The sequence below is a fragment of the Sporosarcina sp. P29 genome, from assembly GCF_002743265.1.
Classification (GTDB): domain Bacteria; phylum Bacillota; class Bacilli; order Bacillales_A; family Planococcaceae; genus Sporosarcina.
Genome location: NZ_PDYX01000062.1, coordinates 1 through 555, shown reverse-complemented (window position 1 = coordinate 555; position 555 = coordinate 1). Strand labels below are relative to the sequence as shown.

Below are 555 nucleotides of genomic sequence, written 5' to 3'. Positions count from 1 at the left end.
GCGGCAACACGCACCAGCGCGACACCACCACCAGCTACCACGCCTTCTTCTACTGCTGCACGGGTCGCGTGCAGAGCATCGTCAACGCGTGCTTTCTTCTCTTTCATTTCAACTTCAGTTGCCGCGCCCACTTTGATTACTGCCACGCCGCCTGCCAGTTTCGCTACGCGCTCCTGCAGTTTTTCACGGTCGTAATCAGAGGTTGCTTCTTCAATCTGCTTACGGATCTGAGCAACACGGCCCTGAATAGCCGCTTCTTCACCCACGCCATCGATGATGGTGGTGGTGTCTTTGTTGATCACAACGCGTTTAGCCTGGCCCAGGTCTTCCAGGGTCGCTTTTTCCAGCTCCATACCGATCTCTTCAGAGATTACGGTACCGCCAGTCAGGGTAGCGATATCCTGCAGCATCGCTTTACGGCGGTCGCCGAAGCCAGGTGCTTTAACCGCAGCCACTTTCACGATGCCACGCATGGTGTTAACCACCAGGGTCGCCAGTGCTTCACCTTCAACGTCTTCAGCAATGATAACCAGCGGCTTGCCTGCTTTCGCAACG

The 555-nt window shown here is 55.9% G+C and carries 1 protein-coding gene; it reads right to left on the bottom strand.

Going from position 1 to position 555, the window contains the following annotated elements:
* Positions 1 to 555 (bottom strand): TCP-1/cpn60 chaperonin family protein (locus CSV68_RS16525; protein WP_304442472.1); only part of this gene is annotated, 555 nt, incomplete at both ends.